Origin of the sequence: Sphingomonas sp. T1, assembly GCF_902506585.1 — a bacterium.
GTDB lineage: Bacteria > Pseudomonadota > Alphaproteobacteria > Sphingomonadales > Sphingomonadaceae > Sphingomonas > Sphingomonas aerolata.
In genome coordinates this window covers 588,084-609,102 of sequence record NZ_LR733875.1, presented here as the reverse complement: position 1 = coordinate 609,102, position 21,019 = coordinate 588,084, and the positions used below count along the sequence as shown (strand labels likewise).

The following is a 21,019-nucleotide window of genomic DNA, read 5'->3' as shown; positions in this document are numbered from 1 at the left end:
CCCCAGCGGATACAGTTCCATGGCGGACGGATCCGCTACCAAAGCGGAATGGTGCGGCCTGACGAACGCAAAGTCCTGTCATTGATACCGATTGAGACCGTTACGACACAAAATCCATACCGCGTGTCATTTCTGAAATTATTGGTATTGTTTTGATATTTGGGACGTGACAGCATGTGCCTGTCCGAGGGTCCGGATGGTAATGCCGAACAAGGTCAGCAAGGTCACGGGGCGACAGATCCCGATGAATGCGCGTCCTGTTGTTCATCGAACGCTTCCGAACAGGGTCGGCGGCAATCGATACGATGCATCACTATCCATGTGACTCGATCGGCAACATGGGGGGTGATAGAATGGTGCTGTTCAAAGGGTTTCTAACTACGACATGTTGCGTCGTGGCGTTGTTTGCGCTGCCGGCTCAGGCGCAGGCCCAGGCGTCGGATACAGGCGCGGGCGATGGTGCACAGGAAAGCCAGACCGCGATCGGCGATCCCGTCGCCTCCGCCAAGCTCGCTGCAGATGCCGAACGCACCGGCGATCGGCGGGAAGCGTCGGACATCGTCGTCACCGGCACGCGCATCGCGCGGCCGAACAACCGGTCCGCCGCACCGATCGTAACGACGACCGCCGCGGAAATCGCGGCACAGGGCGCGACGACGATCGAGGAGGTGCTGAACCGCCTGCCGCAGGTGCAGGTGAACTCGGAACAGAATTTCAGCGATTCCGAAGGTCGTCAGCGCATCAAGCTGCGCAGCCTGGGCTATGAGCGCACGCTGACGCTGATCGACGGGCTCCGCATGGGCCTCGCCAACACGGTCGACGTCGGCATCATCCCCAACGCACTGGTCGAGCGGATCGACGTGCTCACCGGCGGTGCCTCGTCCGTTTACGGATCCGACGCGGTGTCGGGCGTCGTCAACTTCGTGCTGAAGAAGAACTTCGAAGGCATCCGACTCGACGCGAACTACAGCTTCTTCAATCACGACAATGGCAGCAACGCGGTCACCGAGGCGGCAGGTCGCGCGGGTTTCGCCGCCAAACGCGGACTGACCAATGACGGTGGTCGTTCGGATGTCAGCCTGGCGGCGGGTACCAATTTGTTTAACGACCGGGTGAACCTCACCGGGTTCATCAACTACCGCCAGTCCAATCCGATCGAGCTGGTCGATCGCTCCTATTCGGTCTGCGAGGCGGTCCAGCCGACCAACACCTCGCCGCTCGGTTGTTCGCGTGCGAGCTTCACGCCCGCCGGTACGATCATTCCGCAGTCGGGCCCGCGCGCCGGGCAGATCCTGGTCAACAATCCCAACGGGAACGGGACCTTCATTCCGATCAACAGCGGGCCGCAGGGCTCGTCTGCCAACCCCTATGACAATTGGGCGGTCCAGCGCGCGTTCAACCGCGTCAACCTTGGCGGTTTCCTCACCGCCAAGATCACCGATGACATCGAGCTGTACGGCAACGGGCTGTTCTACCGCGATAAGTCCTACAACACCCAGCTCAATCGCACCTTCAACTTCGGTGCGTACGGCTCGGACCCGTTCCGCGTGAATTGCGACAACGCGTTCCTGTCGTCCTCGCAGGCACAGGATCTGTGCGGCGCCAACGCCGGTGTTGCCGGACAATATGCGCCGATCGACGTCCGCTATCGCTTCGACGGGCTGCCACTGGTGCGGCAGCGCTTCACCAATGAGGGCTATCGTATCGTCGCAGGGCTGCGCGGGCGCGGCTTTGACGACGTGTGGTCGTACGATGTCGCGGGCATGATCTCGCGCGCGCGCCTCGACACCATCGACGTGCCGTTCGCGCGCTTCGAGAACATCAATCGTTCGCTCGACGTCGTCCGGGTCAACGGTACGCCGACCTGTCGTGCGGTCGTCAACGGGACCGATCCGTCCTGTGTGCCGTTCAACGCGTTCGCGCCGTTCAACCAGGATACGGCGCTCAACCAGTATCTCTACGGTGGCGCGACCGGCGGGATCAGCACGCGCATTCCGCGCCTGTTGCAGTTCGTCGGCACCGTCAGCGGCGATCTGGGCCGATACGGCATTACCTCGCCGCTTGCGGACCAGGGCATCGCGATCGCGCTGGGCGCGGAATATCGCGAGGAGATGGAACGCACGATCGTCAACGAGATCTTCCAGCAGAATAACGGCGGCGAGAACCAGCGCTTCACGCAAAGCATCCTCGAAGCCAATGCCGAGGTCCAGGCACCGCTGATCGAACACCGCCGGTTCGCCGAGCTGCTGCAGGTCAACGCCGGCTACCGCGTGTCGCAGTACAACCGGCTCGCCGGCAAGTTCGACACCTGGAAGGTCGAGGGGCTCTGGTCGCCGGTCGAGGACATCACGCTGCGCGCCTCGTACAACAAGTCCCAGGCCGCACCGGGTGTCAGCACCGCGCAGGGTGCCGCCAACATCTTCTGGAACCAGGGCTTCTATGCTGATCCCTGTGCGCCGCGGATCGATCCGTCGAACCCCAATGGCGCGCGACTGGCGCCGTCCGCGACGTTGCAGCAATGCCGTAACACCGGCCTTGCCGACAATCTCTATGGCAGTGCCTCGCTGATCTGTCCTGACGATCGTTGCACCGTGCGCGAGGGCGGGTTCAACCTGACGCCCGAAAGTGCCTTCACCAAGACGTTCGGCGTCGTGCTGCGCCCACGCTTCCTACCCGGCCTGACGGTGTCGATCGACCGCTGGCTGATCGATCTGAAGGACCAGCTCGACTTCCTCCAGCCGCAGAACATCATCGGCGAGTGCCTTGCGACCGGGAACGAATATTTCTGCCGCGGCATCGTCCGCAATCCCGGCACCGGCACGCTCTCGAGCTCGCCTGCGACCAGTCCGTCGACGGGTTGGGTGGCGCGCGGCTCGGCCAATGGCTACAAGTCGCAGTCGCATGGCTGGGATTTCCAGGGGCAGTATAATGTCGGTCTGGGCGGCGTCGGCCGGCTCGACATGAGCTTCAACGGGACGCTGATGACCCGCGTCGGCTCGCAATCGTCGCCCACGATCGAACCGCGCAACTGCGTGGGATATTTCGGCAATCTCTGCGGCGAGAGCATGCCGCGCTGGAAGCACCAGCTCCGCACCACCTGGACCGCGCCCGACAGCACGACCAGCCTGTCGGTCAACTGGCGCCACCGCGGCGCGATGCCGCTCGATATCTACGCGCCCGAGGACACCGGTATCCCCGCCCAGGACGCGAGCGCCCGGCGCGATCAATACCCGGGTGTCGGTTCGTACAACTGGATCGACGTGGCGCTCAGCTTCGACATCAACAAGCAGATGACGTTCCGGCTGGCTGCCAACAACATCTTCGACCGCGATCCGCCGCTCATCCCGGACAGCCGTTCGCGGATTGGTCTGCTGCGCGGCAATACCGTGATGGGGTATGACCTGCTCGGCCGGCAGCTCGTTGCGGGGGTCTCGCTGCGGCTGTAACGCTACCGACTGACGTGATCGCCGGGGTCCGGATCAGGACCCCGGCGATTTTTCAAAATGCGCTACGGTCTGCGAACGCCGAATTTTAGCAGCCTCTAACGCCCCGGCTCCGTCGCCCCCGCCGGCGACAGCAAAGCGGCGGCGACGGGCTGTTCCGGCGTTGAGAACGCCCCTTTGGCGACCGGCAGCAGCATTTTGCGCGCTTCACCCCGAAGGTCGCGGGCGATCAGCTCCTCACCGAGCTTCAGTCGCGGACCGGGCGCGGCGGGCGCAGACTGAACGATTTTGTACAGCCCCTCCACCGCGACATCCGGAGCTTGCTCGCCCACCGTTGCAAAGCTGTCGTGATACGCGATCAGCGCAAGGCTGCTCTCTGGGTCCAGGCGGTTGGCCTTGACGATGAAACGTCTGGCGTCCGCAAGCCGCTGCCGACGTTCGGCGGCGGGCGCGCGCATAGCCAGTTGCGTCAGCGCCGTGCCTTTCCACACGAGCGCGCGTGTTTCCGTCGGCGACTGGGCGATCGCCCGTTCGGCGGCGTCGAGACAGGCTTCGGGATTGCCGGTGCGGCATTCGGCCTCCGCCAGGAGCAAGTGGTTTTCGGTCAGGGCGGGGAAGCGGGTCGCGTTGTCGCGAAGCCGGTCGAGCCACGCGGAGCGCCGCGCGAGCGCCTTCTCGCGGTTGGGGCCGGCGTCGGGCACCTCGATCCGCGCGCCGAGTTCAAGCCGGCCACGGATCAGCCCGGCCTCCGCCCGGGTCAGACGGCGGATGCTGGGTCCCGGCGCGCGATCGGCCGGAAAGGTCATCCGCTCGGCCGGCAATTTGCGGCCTCGGTACGCGGTCACGGCCCTCTGGAACTGGCTCGCATCGCCAAGGGCGCGCTCGGCGGTCTGCAAGTCGTCACCACGTGCCAGGGCGTTCAGATAGCCGTGAAGCCGCGGCTTCCACTCCTCGGAGAAATACAGAAGGTGGACCAGCCGCCATGCGTGATAGGGCGTCCAGGCCCGACCCTTGCCCGATAGATAGCGCCCATCGAGGATGTGCGTGACCGGATACAGACCGTAATGATGCATGACCTTCGCGTAGCCAGGCGGAAGGTGGCCATATTCCACGAAGTCGTCGCCGGCTTCCATCGTCGCGAACAATTCTCCGAACCCCTGAAGATACCAGCGCGGATACGCTGCCGGAAAATAGGTCATCAGGTAGTTCTGGGCGAAGGCGGCATAGACCCTGGATTCCGCCCATTGGCAAAAGGCAATCTCGTTCACTGGGAGCTGTCCAAGAATCTGGTTTACGTCGTACGTCGGCTCTCCGGTCGCCGTCACCCTGGGGCTTATGTAGTAATCAACGATTGGAGGGTTTCGGTCCTGCTCGCGCGTACAATTTCGGCTCGTCTTGCGGCCGACGGAGGGCTGAAGAACCAGGTTCACGCCCTCCTCGGTCGTCGCGAGCACCGATCCTTCCTCGCGCGGATCATAGTAGATCGTCTTTTCGAACGCCTGCGGGAAGGGACCATATTGCCAGCGCAGCTCGGTCAGTCGAAGCTGTTCGAACGCCGCGACATCGCCGATCATCGTCACGGCAATCTTGATCGTCTCGTCAGGCTGATCCACCCGGCCATGCAGGACCGAGAGCAGGAAGTGCAGCTTTTCGAGATTGTGCGCGGTGCGTCGCAATGCCGTTTCGTCGCCCTGACTGAAAACGACGACGTGCGGCGTTTCCGCCATTCGCCACTCGCTCATCTCGACCTTCGATTCGCGGTTTCGGTTGCCCGTGACGACGATGGTCGAGTCGCCATTCTTCACCGGTGCCGCAAGCTGCGCCTGCGCCGGGACGCTGACGGCCACACCCAGGATGAAGAGCAACCACCGCTTCATTTGTCTGAAGCTCCGCATTACCTCAAAGCATTCGGATGTACATGAAACTCCTGACCGAACCCGAAATCAAGTCATTCCGAGCCCAAGGTACCGGTACAGACGATCTTCAAGCACCGTCTGTAAGAATGCTTGCTCCCATTCTGGACGTCCGGGCTCACCCGGTGCCCTGACAGTCACTCCGATTTACTAGCGCTGTTTATGAACCGGTTCGGTTCTCCGGGGATGCGAACGCGCCGGAGACGTGGCCTTGGGCGCTGTCATTAGCCTAAGCGAGGCAAGCTGAGACGACGCTTTGGCGGAAGAGGTGGGATTCGAACCCACGGTAGAGTTACCCCTACGCTGGTTTTCAAGACCAGTTCCTTAAACCACTCGGACACTCTTCCGCACCGTATCCGCGCCGCCGCGATGGCGGAGGGGCGCGTGCGACCGGCATCTAGGTCGGGGTGGAGCGTTGCGCAACTCTTTCGCACGGAGGGGGCCGACCGTTCGACATGGCTTGCCACGATCGCACGGCTCGGGCAGCGCTGCGTCATGGATCTCGACGCGATGCTCACCCATTATTTCGGCACGACCGATCTCGATACGCTGGATACGATCGCGATCGATGACGGTCTCGAGCGCGTCCGGATCGCGTTCGGGACCGAGCGCGAGACCGGCCGGCGGTTTGCGCTGTGGGCCGTGCTGGCGACGCTCGGCGATGCGCCCGACCCTCGTGACGCGTTCAAGACCGCGACCGAGCAACAGGCTGCGCAGGCCTATGTGCGCGCGCTGCGGACGGCGGACACGCTGGACGACTAGCCCCCCGTGGGGGCAGACGGATAGCTTTGGCAAGGCGGGCGTTGGGGACGCAACTCCCGACAGTCTAGCGAAAGCGAGCCCCATGCACATCGATCTCTCCGGACAGACCGCTATCGTCACCGGTGCAAGCTCCGGCCTCGGACGCGCCGCCGCGCTGCTCTTCGCGCAGGCCGGCGCGCGCGTCGCGGTCAATTACAACAGCAATCGCGAGGCGGCGGACGACGTGGTCGCGCGGATCGTGGCGGGCGGGGGCAAGGCGTTTGCCTGTCAGGCCGATACCGCGGACGAGGATGCCGTCCTCCGGCTGTTCGACGAGACCGTGTCGCGGTTCGGCGGCGTCGACGTCGTGTTCGCCAATGCCGGCATGCAGAAGGATGCGGGCTATGCGGACATGACGCTAGCGGACTGGAGCCGCGTCATCGACGTCAACCTGACGGGCCAGTTCCTCGTGTCGCGCGAAGCGGTACGCCGCTTCCGCGCGCAGGGTGATCGCGGCTTTGGCCGGGCGATCGGCAAGATCCTGTTCATGAGTTCGGTGCACGAGACGATCCCCTGGGCGGGGCATGCAAACTATGCCGCGTCGAAGGGCGGCAGCGGGATGCTGATGCGCACGCTGGCACAGGAGGTGGCGCAGGAGCGGATCCGGGTCAATGCGCTGGCGCCCGGCGCGATCGCGACCGACATCAACGCCGATGCGACCAAGGGCGATGCCGCCGACGCACTGCTCGAACTGATCCCCTATGGACGGATCGGCGAGCCCGACGATGTCGCGCGTGCGGCGCTGTTCCTGGTGTCCGATGCTGCGGACTATATCATCGGATCGACGCTGACCGTCGACGGCGGGATGAGCCTGTATCCGGGTTTTCGCGACAACGGCTGACCGCGGACGGAGCCCTGCCGCGACCCTCGAGGGTCGCGGCTCGTATCAGGCCTGGAACAGGTCTTTGTATTGGCGTGGCTGTGAGCGGAGATACTGGTTGGGCGCCTTCACATGGCCGCCGAGATGTGCGGCGGCATGCCACGGCCAGCGTGGATCGTAGAGAAGGGTCCGGGCTAGCGCGACGAGATCGGCGTCACCGGTACCGATGATCGCCTCGGCCTGTTCATAGTCGGTGATCAGCCCGACCGCGACGACGGGGATGCCGACCGCCTGCTTGACCTGACGCGCCAGCGGGACCTGATAGCTCGGCCCGACGGGGATCTGCTGGTCCGGGCTGAGGCCACCGCTCGAGACGTGGATCGCATCGCACCCGCGAGCCTCGAGCGCCTTTGCGAAGGCGACGGTCTGTTCACCGTCCCAGCCACCCTCGACCCAGTCGGTGCCAGATACGCGCATCGTCACCGGGCGATCCGCCGGGAAGGCGGCGCGGACCGCGTCGTACACTTCGAGCGGGAAGCGCATCCGGTTCTCGAGGCTGCCGCCATAATCGTCGTCGCGATGGTTGGCCAAGGGCGAGAGGAACTGGTGGAGCAGATAGCCGTGCGCGGCGTGCAGCTGGATCGCATCGATCCCGAGCCGTCCCGCGCGCGTCGCCGCGGCGGCAAACGCGTCGCGCAGTCGAGCCAGCCCCTCGCGATCGAGCGCCGTCGGCAGCGTATCGTCGGGCAGGAAAGCGGCCGGGGAGGGGGCTTCGGTCTGCCATCCCTTGTCGGCGCCCGGCGCGATCTGCCCGCCGCCCTTCCAGGGCACCTCGCACGACGCCTTGCGTCCGGCATGCGACAGCTGGATGCCGATCGGCATGTCCGACCAGCGCCGCACGCTCTCGAGTGTCCGCGCGATCGCCGCTTCGCTCGCATCGTCATACAGCCCGACATCGCCGTAGGTGATCCGCCCCTCGGGCGTCACCGCGGCGGCTTCGAGCATCATCAGGGCCGCCCCCGACAGCGCGAGATGCCCGAGATGGATCAGGTGCCAGTCGGTCATGCAGCCGTCGACCGCCGAATATTGGCACATCGGCGCGATGACGATCCGGTTGGCGAGATCGAGCTTGCCGACCTTGAACGGCGTGAAGAGCTGCGGACCGCTCATGCGGAAACGGCCGTAGCGATGGGGATGGCGCGCATCGTGAGAACCTCGTGCGATGGGGAACGCGCGTCAACGCACCGGGCCGGGATAGGAGCCGGCGGACGAGTGCCGGGCGCGCCAACTTGCAGCCGCCCGACTGGTCTTTGCGGATGGTCCCCGCCGTCCCGGCGCGTGCCGGAACGACAGGGTGGGACAGGGCTGTTTAGAACTTGGCGCCGAGCTCGACGCCGTAGAAGCGCGGTTCGCCGGCGATATAGGTCGGGATGCCGAACCCGCCGCCCGTGTTGCCGGCGTCGATCAGGTACCGCTTGTTCGTCAGGTTGCGCGCAAAGCCGCCGACGCGGTAGCGCCCGTCCGCGAGCTCGATACCCGCACGCAGGTTGACCAGCGTATAGCCGCGCTGGCTGATCGCGGCGCTGTTGGGCAGTTCGAAGAACACCTTTGACCGGTAGTTGGCGCTCGGCGTCGCATAGAAGACCGCGCCGCCGACGGGCAGCCGGAGCGTCGCGCCGCCCGAGGCCGTGGTGCTCGGCTGGAGGCGGAAGCGGTTGCCGGCAAAGGTGCCCGCAGGCTGGTCCGCGATCCCGCCGTCGAGATAGGCGAAGGTCCCGAACACCGACAGATACTGGCCAAGCGCAAGATTGCCCTCGAGCTCGACGCCGACATTCTTCGCCGAGCCCGCGCTGCGCGTGACCGCGACGACCGCACCATTGGCGGGATTGACCTCGTTCACCGAGACCTGGAACCCGTCATAGGTCTGATAGAAGACCGATGCCGCGCCGGTGAACGGACCGACGCGCCCCTTGATACCGCCTTCGTAGTTCCAGACATTCTCCTCAGGCACGATCTGAAGATTGGGGCGTACGCCATTGACCGCGTTGAGCGCCGCCAGCTGGACGACCGGCGAGCGCCGGCCCTTGCTGATCGTGCCGTAGAGGCTGACATCGTCGTCGAGCTTCAACAGCGCGTTGAACCGCGGGAGGATCGCGGCGAAGCTCTGGTCCGCCTCGAACTTCACGCCGTTGGTGTTCGCGGTGCCAAGCAGGCTGGTGCGGACGCCCAGCGCGGCGAGAATCTGCGAATTGGGCTGGATCGAGGAATAGCCCGACTGCCGATCCTCGATCAGGATGCGTGCGCCGGCGGTCAGCTCGAGCGCCGGGATGGGGATATAGGTCGCGTCGGCGAATACCGAATAGGTGTCGTTATTGCCGTAATTGGTGAACTCGGATGAGTACGGGATCTGCGTCGAGCGGCCGCCGGTGAGGATCGCGGTGGCGCGGGTCGCTGCCGGGATCGTGCCGTTGGCGGCGACACAGCCCGGGCCGGTCGGGATGCCGGCACCGTTCAGCGCGGTACGGAACGGCTGATAGGCCGTGGCGATCGAGCAAGCGATATAGGTGCCCTCCTCGGTCGAGAAGGGGACGCGCTGCGACCCGTTCTCGAAGAAGGCGTTCCAGCCGAACGAAGCGCGATATTTCGGGCCGTCGAACGCGAAGCGGCTCTCATGGCTCCACTGGTCGCCCTTCGCATCCTCGGCGAATTCGAGATACCAGGCCGGGCCGCCATCCGCGTCGAAGATTTCGAGCGCGTCGAAGCGGCGATAGCCGTTGACGGTGGTGAAGGTGATGCCGGGCGAAAGATCGACCGACACCGTCAGGTTGGCGTCGTAGACGTTGCGGTCGAGCCCGAGCTTGCGCGCACCGAGCGCCGTCGCGCTGAACGGCGAACCCGAGAGCTCGGCATTGCCGTAATCGCCGGTCTGGCCGCCGGTCGGGGCATGCGCGCGGCTCTTGAACGCGGTGCCGGGATTGCGCTGACCGTCATAGGTCAGGACGAGGTCGGCGGTGACCGCATCGTTCGGCCGGAAGCGCAGCGAGCCGCGGATGCCGCGCTGGTCCTGACCGTTCAGATCGTCCTGATCGACCTTGCCCTGGTTCTGGTTGGGGATGTTCGCATCACCGACGATGTTGCGGACATAGCCGTCGCGATATTTATAGGCGAAGGCGAGGCGCCCCGACAGCACGTCGTTGCCGGCGTTGATAAAGCCCGACACCTGCGTCCTGTTGTAATTACCATAGGAGCCGGTGATCGCACCCGAGGTGCCGGGCTGCGGCTTGGCGGAGATGAGGTTGATGGCGCCAACCGCGGCGGCGGTGCCGAACAGCGTCGCCTGCGGGCCCTTCACGACCTCGATCCGCTCGAGATCATAGAGGTCCTGATAGGCGCCGCGCGAGCGGCTGATGTCGACGCCGTTATAATAGAGCGTCACGCGCGCACCCTGCTGCGATGAGCCATTGTCCGAGGTGATGCCGCGAATCACGAAGCCGGGGTTGTTCGCGCTCTGCTCCTGGATCTGCAGGCCGGGAATATAGGCGGCGACTTCAGACAGCGAGTTGACGCCGATATCCGCCATCTTCGCGCCGGTCAGCGCGGTGACGGTCAACGGCACGTCCTCGATCCGCTGTTCGCGCTTCTGCGCGGTCACGACGATGTCGTCGCCGCCCGTCACGTCGGCGCGGGCGGCCGGGCCGGTCGCCGGATCGGGTGCGACGATCGCCTGGGCAAGCGCACCCGTCGAACAGGATGCGGCAAGCGCGGCCAGAGCCAGGCGCGTAAAGATGGTCGTCATGAAGTCCCCCGATTGTCAGTGAGCGAGCACCTAGGGCGGGGTCGTTACGGTTCCGCGTCGGATACATGACCCGCGCGTGACGGCCTGTCATCGCGGCGTAACGCTGCCGCAACGTGACTGACGCCGAGGGCCCCTAGCAGGCGGCATCACCGCAAAAGGCACTGTTATGACGATCAACCGCCGCGACGCCCTCACGCTCTTCGGCTCAGGCTCCGCGCTCGCGCTTCCTGGCCTTGCCACCGCGGCGCGCACGAACGGCAGCGCGGGGGCAGCGCGCTTCGACCACGGCGTGGCGAGCGGCGATCCCTCGGCGGACGGCGCGATCCTGTGGACGCGCGCGACGCCACAGGATGCGCAACAGGCGGGCGATATCGCGCTGACCTGGCATGTCGCACTGCGCGAGGGCGATACGCCCCTCCGTTCGGGCCGTATCGCGGCGCGTGCCGCGCGCGACTTCACCGCCAAGGTTGCGGTGACGGGGCTGAAGCCCGGAACCGAGTATCGCTACTGGTTCGAAACCGCGGCGGGCACGCGCTCGCCCATCGGACGGGTCCGCACGCTGCCCCGCGGCGCGGTGGCGGATGTCGTCATGGGCGTGGTGTCGTGCCAGCTCTACCCCGGCGGGTTCTTCAACGCCTATGCTTCGATCGCGAAACTCGACCGGCTCGACGCGGTGCTGCATCTCGGCGACTACATCTATGAATATGCCATCGACGGTTATGGCGGCGACATCGGCAAAAAGATCGGCCGTCTGGTCGAGCCCACGCATGAGATCGTGACGCTCGCCGACTATCGGATGCGTCACGCGCAGGTGAAGCGCGACGCCGACATGCAGGCGGCGCATGCCCGGGCGGCGTTCATCTGCGTGTGGGACGATCACGAGGTCGCCAATGACGACTGGATCGGTGGCGCCGAGAACCATGACCCGGCGACCGAGGGCGACTGGAAGGCGCGCAAGGCCGCGTCGATGCAGGCCTATTTCGAATGGATGCCGATCCGCGACCCGAAGCCCGGCGAGCCGTGGGAAGCGATCAACCGCAGCTTCGAGTTCGGCGATCTCGCGACGCTGGTGATGGTCGAGACGCGGCTGCTCGCGCGGAGCAGGCAGGTCGCGGCGAAGGGCGAGGCGATTGCGCCTGCAGAATATGCCCCGATGATGGCGGAGCGCGCGCAGCCGGGTCGCGAAATGCTGGGCGCACCGCAGCTCGCCTGGATCGAGCGGACGATGGCGGCGTCGGTCACGGCGGGCAAGCCGTGGCAGGTGCTCGGCAACCAGGTGGTGATGGCGCGCGTCGCCGGCCCGGATCTCGAGAAGCAGCTTGGCCCCGATCGCTTCGCCGCGATGATGGCGCGGCTCCCGGACAAATGGCGCACCGCGCTGATGGCGAGCATGGCATCCTATCGCGCGGGCCTGCCGTTCAACTTCGACAGCTGGGACGGCTATCCCGCAGCACGCGAACGGCTTTATGCCGCGTTCAAGCGGTCGGGGTCGCGACCGGTCGTGCTGTCGGGCGATAGCCATGCCGGCTGGGCGAACGATCTGCACGATGCATCGGGGAAGCTCGTCGCAGTCGAATTCGGTGCGACCGCAATTACCAGCCCGTCCTATGGCTCGCTGATCCCGGGGATCGGGACGCTGATCGCCGACGCCAATGACGAGGTCCGCTTCTGCGACCAGGATCGCAAGGGGTTCATCGTCCTGACGCTGACGCCGGACCATGCCACCGCAGACTTCAAGACGGTATCGACCGTTGTTGCCAAGTCGTTCGAGGAGGCGAGCGTCGCGCGGTTCCGCGCCTCGGCCGCAGCCCCGGAAGCGAAACTCGAGCAGCTCGGATAGCGGCGGCGACGCACCGGGTGACGCCGATCGGCGTCACCCGCTTTGCACCAGACCGCCGGAAATTTCTCGTCGACAGGGAAAAGAAACCGAACCGGGAACATTGCCGAGAGCAGGCGGGTTTTCGCCCTGACACGCCGCCGCGCTGCTAGAATGGTGGAGGTTGGCGTCAATCTGGGGGCTCGCTTTGCATCTTCTGCCTGATACGCTCGAGGCCGGTTCGGCCTATCCGCTCGGCGCCACGTTCGACGGGCTCGGGGTCAATTTCGCGGTCTATTCGGCCAATGCCGAGAAGATCGAGCTTTGCGTCTATGACGACAGCGGCCGCCGTGAACTGAAGCGCTACGTCCTGCCCGAATGGACCGACGAGGTGTGGCACGGCTATCTCCCCGATGCGCAGCCGGGGCTGTCCTATGGCTATCGCGCCTATGGCCGGTATGCACCCGAAGAGGGCCACCGGTTCAATCCTAACAAGCTGCTGCTCGATCCCTATGCCAAGGCGATGACGGGCGAGTTGCGCTGGACCGACGCGATGTATGGCTATCAGGTCAAGTCGGCGCGCGAGGATCTGAGCTTCGATCGGCGCGACAATGCGTTGACCATGCCCAAGGGTGTCGTGACCGACAGCCATTTCGACTGGTCGCGCGACGTCCGCCCGAACACGCCCTGGTCCGAGACGGTGATCTACGAGGCGCACGTCAAGGGCCTGACCAAGTTGTTCGACGAGGTGCAGCCCTCCGAACGCGGGACCTTCGCCGCGCTCGGCAATCCCAAGGTCATCGATCATCTGAAGCGGCTCGGCGTGACCGCGCTCGAGCTGCTGCCGATCCAGAGCTATACGCAGGATCGGTTCCTGCAGGAGAAGGGGCTCCGGAATTACTGGGGGTACAACACCCTCAACTTCTTTACGCCCGAACGCTCCTTCTTCGCGACCGACAGTCACAACGAACTGCGCCGGTCGATCCGCCGTCTCCATGCGGCGGGGATCGAGGTGATCCTCGACGTCGTCTACAATCACACGTGCGAGGGGTCCGAGCAGGGGCCGACGCTGTCGTGGCGCGGGCTCGACAATGCGAGCTATTACCGGCTGGTCAAGGATCAGCCACGCTTCTCGATCAACGACACGGGGACCGGGAACACGCTGAACCTGACCAAGGCGCGGGTGATCCAGATGGTGGCGGATTCGCTGCGCTACTGGGCGACGAGCTTCGGGATCGACGGGTTCCGTTTCGACCTCGGGCTGACGCTGGGGCGGACGGATACCGGCTTCGATCCGGGCGCCGGCTTCTTCGACGTGCTGCGGCAGGATCCGGTGCTCGGCCGGCTGAAGCTGATCACCGAGCCCTGGGATATCGGCCCGGGCGGGTATCAGCTCGGCAATTTCCCCCCGGGCTTTGCCGAATGGAACGACAAGTACCGCGATACCGTCCGCAAGTTCTGGCGCGGTGACCATGCGCAGCGCGCGGATCTGGCGGCGCGGCTGACCGGGTCGGCGGATCTGTTCGATCGCCGTGCCCGGCGCCCCTGGGCCAGCGTCAATCTGCTCGGCGCGCATGACGGCTACACGCTGGCCGACACGACGGCCTATGAAGAACGGCACAACGAGGCGAATGGCGAGGACAATCGCGACGGCCATTCGAACAACTGCTCACGCAACTGGGGTGTCGAGGGGCCGACCGACGATCCCGCGATCACAGAGACTCGCAAGCGGGTCGCGCGGTCGATGCTGACGACGCTGTTCGCCTCGCTCGGCACGCCGATGCTCGTGGCGGGCGACGAGTTCGGGCGGACGCAGGGCGGCAACAACAACGCCTATTGCCAGGATAACGAGATCAGCTGGCTCGACTGGACGCAGGCGAAGACCCCCGAGGGCGAAGCATTGATCGACTTCACCGCGCGGCTGGCCGCGCTGCGACGCGACTATCCGATGCTGCGCGCGGGCAATTTCCTCTACGGTGACGACACTCCGGCGGAGGGTCTGAAGGACATCGAATGGTGGGACGAGCGCGGCGTCCAGCTGTCGCCCGAGGACTGGGAAAACACCAATGGCCGTGCGCTGACGATGCGTCGTGCGGCGCTGTGCGAGGATGGCAGGATCCAGGTCGTGTCGTTGCTGCTGAACGCGTCGGAGGGGCCGCTGACCTTCACCATGCCACCGCCCTCAGAGGTAGAGCGTATGGTCCTGATCGACAGCGCAAAGCCCGAGCAGCCGCCGATGCCGATCACCGACAGCTATGACCTCGCACCACAGGGTGCGGCGCTGCTGTCCTGGACGATGGATCCGGCATGAGCGCGTGGGGCCCGACGCCGGCGAACGACGGCACGACGTTTCGGCTCTGGGCGCCCGATGCCGACCGGGTGACGCTGGAGATCGACGGGGCTGCGCCGACGTCGATGGGCGGACAGACCGACGGATGGTTCACCGCGACCGCCGATGTCGGGGCAGGGGTACGCTATCGCTTCCGGATCGGCGAAGACCTGGTCGTTCCCGACCCCGCGTCGCGCCAGCAGTCGGGGGGTGTGCATGGCTGGAGCGTCACCGTCGATCCCGATGCGTATCGCTGGCAATCGACCGACTGGCGCGGGCGGCGCTGGGAGGAGCTGGTGATCATGGAGGTCCATGCCGGCACCATGGGTGGTTTCGCCGGGATCACCGCACGCCTGCCCGAGATCGCCGCGCTCGGCGTGACCGCGATCGAGCTGATGCCGGTCGCGGCGTTCGGCGGCACGCGCAACTGGGGCTATGACGGCGTCCTGCCCTATGCCGTCGCCGAGAGCTACGGCACGCCCGACGATCTGCGGGCGATGGTCGACGCCGCACACGCGCTGGGCGTCGCCGTGTTGCTCGATGTCGTCTATAATCACTTCGGACCCGACGGGAATTATCTCGGCGCCTATGCCGAATCGTTCTTTCACAAGGACGTCGATACGCCTTGGGGCGGGGCGGTGGCGGTCGACGTCGAGCCTGTTGCGCGCTACTTCATCGACAACGCCCTGATGTGGCTGACCGACTACCGGATCGACGGTCTTCGGTTCGATGCCGTCCACGCGATCGACAATGACCGGTTTCTCGATGCGATGGCGGCGGAGATCCGCGCGACGGTGACCGACCGGCCGGTCCACCTCGTCCTCGAAAACGAGCGCAACGACGCCGATCGGCTGCGGCCGGGCGGCTATGACGCGCAGTGGAACGACGACTTCCACAATGTCCTTCACGTGCTGCTGACGGGCGAGACCAGCGCCTATTACGCCGACTTCGCCGACCGGCCGGCAGAGCGTCTCGCGCGGTGCCTGGGCGAAGGGTTCATTTATCAGGGGGAGGGGTCGGCCAATCATGACGGCAAGCCACGCGGCACGTCGAGCGCGCACCTCTCACCGACCGCATTCGTGTCGTTTCTGCAGAACCACGACCAGATCGGCAACCGGGCGCTTGGCGAGCGGCTGACGTTGCTCACTGATCACGCGCGGCTGCGTGCTGCGACCGCATTGCTGCTGCTCTGCCCGCAGATCCCGCTGCTGTTCATGGGCGACGAGACGGGGAGCGAGACGCCGTTCCTGTTCTTCACCGACTTCCATGACGAGCTGGCCGATGCGGTGCGCGATGGGCGGCGCCGGGAATTCGCGAAGTTTGCCGCGTTCGCCGACGAATCCGCCCGCGCGGCGATCCCCGATCCGAATGCCCGCGCGACCTTCGAGGCGTCGGTTGCTGCACCCGGTCCCGAGGCCCATGCGTGGCGCGATCTCTATCGCACGCTGATCGCAGTCCGGCAGCGCGCGATCATACCGCGCCTGTCCGGCACGCGCGCGATGGGCGCCGAGGCGATCGGGCCGGCGGCGGTCGTCGCGCGCTGGACGCTGGGCGACGGCGCGGTGCTCACGATCGCGCTCAATATCGGCGAGGATCCGGTTGCGTTTCCGGAGGCCTCCGGCGAGATGCTGTTCGCGCAGGGCGATGCGGGGCAGCGGGCTAGCGTCGCCGTGTGGCTGGCGGCATGAGCCCGCTCCACGACCTCGCCGCCGCTGCTGGCCTGCAGCCCCGGTGGCAGGACGCTGGCGGGCGTGCACAGACCGTGACCGACGAGGCGTTGCAAGCGATCCTGAACGCGCTCGGACTTCCCGCCGACAGCGACGCGGCGATACGCACGAGCCTGACCACTGCGCGCACGGAGCGTGCCGAACCTCCGTCATTCGTTTCGGCGGATATCGGTGCGCCGGTGTCGATCGGGTCGGGCGACGGACCTGCGGTCTTGGCTTTGGAGGACGGGTCGTCGCGTGCCGTGACGATCGTCGACGGGCAACTGCCGGGCATCACGGAGCCAGGATACCACACGCTCAAGGTTGGCGGCCGGGACATCCGGCTCGCGATTGCGCCACCGCGCTGCGTCACGATCGCGGAAGTCGAGGCAGGTGGGCGGCTCTGGGGCCCGGCGGTGCAGATCCCCGCCCTACGCGGCGGCCGGAGCACCGAGTCCGGCGACTTCGGCACGCTTGCGGACACGGTGCGCGCTTTCGCGACGCGCGGTGCCGATGCGGTGGCGATCAGCCCGACACATGCGCTGTTCCCGGCGGATGCGACCCGCTTCAGCCCCTATGCCCCGTCGAGCCGCCAGTTCCTCAACGTCATGCTCGCCGATCCGTCCATGATAGCCGGCGATGCGCCAGCGGACGCAGGGTCGCCGCCCGCGCTGATCGACTGGGCGGGCGCGATCCCAGATCGCCTCGCCGCGCTGCGTCGACAGTTCGACACGTTGCCGGACACCGTACGGGCCAAGGTCGAGGCGTTCGGCGCAAGGGGCGGCAGTGACCTGCGTTTCCACGCCGCGTTCGATGCGCTTCACGCACATTTTCTTGCGCAGTCGGGCGCCCGGGGATGGCAGGACTGGCCTGCCGCCTATCAGCATCCCGATGGCGCCGCGGTCGCCGCGTTCATGACCGAACAGCGCGATACGTGCGACTTCTACGTGTTCCTTCAGTGGCTGGCGGATGCCGGGCTCGAACGGGCGCAGCGCACGGCGCGCGATGGCGGCATGGCGGTCGGTCTGGTCGCGGATCTCGCGGTCGGCATGGATCCGGGCGGCAGTCATGCGTGGCGGCGGCGGGGTGATTTGCTGAACGGGCTGTCGATCGGTGCGCCACCCGACCCGCTGGGGCCCGACGGGCAGGCCTGGGGCATCACCGGCTTCGACCCACGGGCGCTTGTGGCAAATGGCTTCGCCCCGTTCATCGCGACGATCCGCGCGGGCTTGGCGCATGCCGGCGGGCTTCGCATCGATCACGCCTTTGGCTTGCGGCGGCTATGGGTGGTGCCGGACGGCGCGTCGGCGGCGGATGGGGCGTATCTCGACATGCCGTTTGCCGACATGATGCGGATCATCGCGATCGAATCGCACCGCGCGCGCGCGATCGTCATCGGCGAGGATCTGGGGACCGTGCCCGACGGGTTTCGCGAGGCGATGGACGCACGGGCGATGCTGGGGATGCGCGTGCTCTGGTTCGAGCGCGACGGCGACAGTGATTTCATTCCCCCCGAGTCTTGGTCGGTCGATGCGGTCGCGATGAGTGGGACGCATGATCTCGCGACGATTGCGGGCTGGTGGCAGGGGCGCGATATTGCCTGGAATTGGGCCCTTGGCCGGACCAGCGAGGCCGCCGACGAGGCGGCCGACCACGATGCGCGCGCCGCGGATCGGTCCCGTTTGTGGACCGCGCTCGGTGCGCCGGGGCCACAGCCCGACCCGAGCGACACCGCGCCGGTCGTCGACGCCGCGCTGGCGCATGTCGCACGGACGCCATGCGGGCTGGCGATCTTCCCGCTCGAGGATCTCGTTGGGCTCGTCGAGCAGCCCAATCTTCCCGGCACGACCGATGAACACCCCAATTGGCGGAGACGCATGCCAGACACCACCGACGCGCTGCTCGCGCGCCCCGAGATTGCCGCACGAATCGCCCTGATCGAAACGGCGCGCGCGTCATGACGCCGCGCGCAACTTATCGGATGCAGTTCCACAAGGGCTTCACCTTCGCCGACGCCGAGGCGCAGGTGCCTTATCTCGCCGCGCTCGGGATCAGCCATCTCTACGCCTCGCCGATCGCGACGGCACGGTCAGGCTCGACGCACGGCTATGACGGTGTCGATCCGACCCGGATCAATCCCGAATTGGGAGGCGAGGCGGGGTTTCGCCGGCTCGTCGACCGGTTGAAGGCGCACGGGATGGGCATGATCGTCGACATCGTTCCCAATCACATGGGTGTGGCGGGCGGCGAGAATGGCTGGTGGAACGACGTCCTGGCTAACGGTGCGTCCAGCCATTATTCGCAGTTCTTCGATATCGACTGGCGCGAACCCGTCCTGCTCCCGATCCTGGGCGATCCGGTGTCGGTGGCGATCGCACAGGGCGCGCTCAGCGTTGAACCGGTCGATGATGTGCCGATGCTCGTCGCCTATGGCGAGCACCGTCTGCCGCTTCGTCCCGAGGATCACGCGACCGCCACGAGCGGCGACCTGACCGCGTTGCTCGATCGGCAGCATTACCGGCTGGCATCGTGGCGCACCGCGAACGACGATCTCAACTGGCGGCGGTTTTTCACGATCAACGATCTCGCCGGACTGCGCGCGGAGGACCCCGTGGTTTTCGAGGCGAGCCATCGCCTGTATCTCGACCTCTATGCCGAGGGGCTGATCGACGGTGTCCGGGTCGATCATGTCGACGGACTGACCGACCCCGCCGGCTATTGCCGAACGCTGCGCGCGCACTTCGACGCGATCACGCCGGCTGGCGCGGATCCGGCCTATATCGTCGTCGAGAAGATCCTCGCGGAGGGCGAACCGCTCGCCACCGACTGGGGGATCGACGGTACCAGTGGCTATGACTTCATGGCGCAGGTTACCGCGCTGTTGCATGACGAGGACGGCGCCGCACCGCTCGCCGAGCTCTGGGCGGATATCAGCGGGCGGTCGGCCGCGTTCGCGCCCGAGGATCTACGCGCGCGTCAGGACATGCTGTCCTGGCAATTCGAGGGGCAGCTTGGCCGATGCGTCGCGGCGTTCGTCGCGCTGGCGCGGTCAACGCCAACGGGCGACGGGGTAACGGCGGGGATGATCCGGCGGGCGGTCGAGCGCATGCTCTGGGTCTTCCCGGTCTATCGCACCTATGGCACCGGCATCGCGGCACCCGCCGCCGATGCCGCGATCCGGGCGACCGTGCGCAAGCGGGTCGCGAAGCATCTGGCACCCGGGGAAGGACCGGTCGTCGACCTGATCCTCGACTGGCTCGCTGGCGAAGGTCCGGGCGACCCGGACCTCGCCGCGGCGGCGGTGCGGCGGTTCCAGCAACTCTCGGCACCGATCGTGGCGAAGGCCGTCGAGGACACCGCCTTCTACCGCTATGGCCGGTTGCTGTCGCGCAACGACGTCGGGTTCGACCCCGCGGCCTTCGCGCTGCCCATCGAGGCATTTCATGCCGCGATGGCGGAGCGTGCCGCCTGTTGGCCGCGTGCGATGCTGGCCTCGGCGACGCATGATCACAAGCGTGGCGAGGACGTGCGTGCCCGGCTTGCCGTATTAAGCGAGATCCCGGTGCGCTGGCGTGAGACCGTGACGAGCTTGGTCGCCGCGGCGGCCGCTATCGAAGACGCGGTGGATGCAGGCGATGCCTATATGCTGCTGCAGACGCTGTTCGGCGCGTGGCCCGAGGGGCTCCAGATCGATGACCGCGCAGGGCTTGCCGCTTTTGCCGAGCGCATCGTCGGGTGGCAGGAAAAGTCGTTGCGCGAGGCCAAGCTGCGGTCGTCCTGGGAGGCGCCGGACGAGGCCTATGAGGACCGCTGTCACTCACTTGCACGCGCCTTGCTCGACCCGGACCGTTCCGCGCAGTTTCTGCGCGAGCTGCACGAGCTGATCGAAGCGACCGCGGCGGCGGCGCAGGCGAATGCGCTCGTTCAGACGGCGCTGCGGTACACCGTGCCGGGGGTTCCCGATCTGTATCAGGGCACCGAGTTGGCGGATCTCAGCCTGGTCGATCCGGATAACCGCCGGCCGGTGGATTATGCCCGCCGCGCGCGTCTCCTCGAGCACGATGCGCCTGCAAAGCTCGCGCTGCTTGCCCGACTGCTCGCGACCCGTGCGGACGCACCCCAGATCTTCGCCCAGGGTGACTACGCCCCTCTCGACGTGACCGGATCGCGCGCCGCGCATGTCCTCGCCTTCGAGCGCCGCGCGAATGGGCAGACGTTGCGGGTTGCGGTCGCGCTACGCTGCGCGACGGAATTGCTCGATCAGTCGGGGGCGGCGGTTCCTGCGGCATGGTGGGGTGAAACGCGGCTCGCGACCGGCGAGCGCGCAGCCGATCTTTTCGTGGACGGACCGGTCTTCGTCGCGGTGAGCGATTGACCCGGGCTGCGTCCCGCGTA

Annotated in this window: 11 protein-coding genes and 1 tRNA gene; 8 read left to right on the top strand and 4 right to left on the bottom strand. The window is 66.3% G+C overall.

Annotation, left to right across the window (positions count from 1 at the left end):
* Positions 1–353 precede the first annotated feature (353 nt).
* Entirely contained in the window at positions 354–3,446 is a 3,093-nt protein-coding gene (locus tag GV027_RS02685) for a TonB-dependent receptor domain-containing protein (RefSeq protein WP_159510899.1), read from the top strand.
* A gap of 95 nt (positions 3,447–3,541) precedes the next feature.
* Here the strand turns inward: GV027_RS02685 and GV027_RS02680 are convergent, their stop codons facing one another.
* Together GV027_RS02680 and GV027_RS02675 are read right to left on the bottom strand one after the other, a co-directional pair.
* Positions 3,542–5,170: a hypothetical protein gene (locus GV027_RS02680; RefSeq protein ID WP_159510898.1), complete on the bottom strand. Its 1,629-nt coding sequence runs from the start codon at positions 5,168–5,170 to the stop codon at positions 3,542–3,544.
* A gap of 443 nt (positions 5,171–5,613) precedes the next feature.
* Positions 5,614–5,703, bottom strand: a tRNA-Ser gene (locus tag GV027_RS02675).
* Between the two features lie 37 nt (positions 5,704–5,740).
* Here GV027_RS02675 and GV027_RS02670 point away from each other — a divergent pair.
* The gene (locus GV027_RS02670; protein WP_236559017.1) at positions 5,741–6,118 is read left to right on the top strand and encodes a hypothetical protein; all 378 of its coding nucleotides are present in this window, start codon (positions 5,741–5,743) and stop codon (positions 6,116–6,118) included.
* Between the two features lie 82 nt (positions 6,119–6,200).
* The gene (locus GV027_RS02665; RefSeq protein WP_031441113.1) at positions 6,201–6,998 is read left to right on the top strand and encodes a glucose 1-dehydrogenase; all 798 of its coding nucleotides are present in this window, start codon (positions 6,201–6,203) and stop codon (positions 6,996–6,998) included.
* A 45-nt stretch (positions 6,999–7,043) separates the two neighbouring features.
* On the opposite strand, the gene GV027_RS02660 is transcribed toward GV027_RS02665, so the two are convergent.
* Together GV027_RS02660 and GV027_RS02655 are read right to left on the bottom strand one after the other, a co-directional pair.
* A complete protein-coding gene (locus GV027_RS02660; RefSeq protein WP_159510897.1) occupies positions 7,044–8,147 on the bottom strand; it encodes an NADH:flavin oxidoreductase/NADH oxidase in 1,104 nt (367 codons plus the stop codon).
* 199 nt (positions 8,148–8,346) lie between these two features.
* Positions 8,347–10,773, bottom strand: coding sequence for a TonB-dependent receptor (locus GV027_RS02655; RefSeq protein WP_159510896.1), 2,427 nt, complete (start codon positions 10,771–10,773; stop codon positions 8,347–8,349).
* Positions 10,774–10,939: 166 nt separating this feature from the next.
* On the opposite strand from GV027_RS02655, the gene GV027_RS02650 reads away from it, so the two are divergent.
* The 5 genes from GV027_RS02650 (at position 10,940) to treY (ending at position 20,999) form a co-directional block, all read left to right on the top strand.
* Positions 10,940–12,613, top strand: a complete 1,674-nt coding sequence (locus tag GV027_RS02650; RefSeq protein ID WP_159510895.1) for an alkaline phosphatase D family protein — start codon at positions 10,940–10,942, stop codon at positions 12,611–12,613.
* Positions 12,614–12,797: 184 nt separating this feature from the next.
* Entirely contained in the window at positions 12,798–14,900 is a 2,103-nt protein-coding gene (gene glgX / locus GV027_RS02645; RefSeq protein ID WP_159510894.1) for a glycogen debranching protein GlgX, read from the top strand.
* Positions 14,897–16,606: a malto-oligosyltrehalose trehalohydrolase gene (treZ, locus tag GV027_RS02640; RefSeq protein ID WP_159510893.1), complete on the top strand. Its 1,710-nt coding sequence runs from the start codon at positions 14,897–14,899 to the stop codon at positions 16,604–16,606. The genes glgX and treZ overlap by 4 nt, the downstream gene beginning before the upstream one ends.
* Positions 16,603–18,585 carry a 4-alpha-glucanotransferase gene (gene malQ / locus GV027_RS02635; protein WP_159510892.1) on the top strand — a complete coding sequence of 661 codons (1,983 nt, stop codon included), beginning with the start codon at positions 16,603–16,605 and terminating at the stop codon, positions 18,583–18,585. The genes treZ and malQ overlap by 4 nt, the downstream gene beginning before the upstream one ends.
* The gene (treY, locus tag GV027_RS02630) at positions 18,582–20,999 is read left to right on the top strand and encodes a malto-oligosyltrehalose synthase (RefSeq protein ID WP_159510891.1); all 2,418 of its coding nucleotides are present in this window, start codon (positions 18,582–18,584) and stop codon (positions 20,997–20,999) included. The genes malQ and treY overlap by 4 nt, the downstream gene beginning before the upstream one ends.
* Positions 21,000–21,019: the final 20 nt, after the last annotated feature.